The organism is Neorhizobium alkalisoli, from assembly GCF_002968635.1.
Lineage (GTDB): Bacteria > Pseudomonadota > Alphaproteobacteria > Rhizobiales > Rhizobiaceae > Neorhizobium > Neorhizobium alkalisoli.
Genome location: NZ_PVBN01000064.1, coordinates 1 through 389, shown reverse-complemented (window position 1 = coordinate 389; position 389 = coordinate 1). Strand labels below are relative to the sequence as shown.

The window sequence follows — 389 nt, the reverse complement described above, 5'->3', positions numbered from 1 at the left end:
TGTCATATCAGCGTAAGCACAATACCGGTTACATATTGCGAATTTGCGGCATCGCCGCCCTGGGCGGCATTCTGTTCGGCTACGACACCGCCGTGATCTCCGGCGCGATCGAAGCGTTGAAAACCTATTTCAATCTCAGCCCGGCCGAAACCGGCTGGGCCGTCTCCAACGTGGTGATCGGCTGCGTGGTCGGCGCCTTCGCCGCCGGGCCGCTGGCGGCGCGCTGGGGCCGTAAAAAAGCGCTGATGCTGGCGGCGCTGCTGTTCACCGTTTCCGCCGTCGGCGCCGCATTGGCCCCGACCTTCACCTGGTTCGTCATTTACCGCATCATTGGCGGGCTGGCGGTCGGCATCGCCGCCACCGTGTCGCCGATGTACATGTCGGAAGTG

1 protein-coding gene is annotated in these 389 nt (G+C 63.5%); it reads left to right on the top strand.

All coding sequences use genetic code 11. The annotated features are described in order from the left end of the window. A partial coding sequence (locus C5L13_RS28570) for an MFS transporter (RefSeq protein WP_158693569.1) occupies window positions 1-389 on the top strand: 389 nt, incomplete at both ends.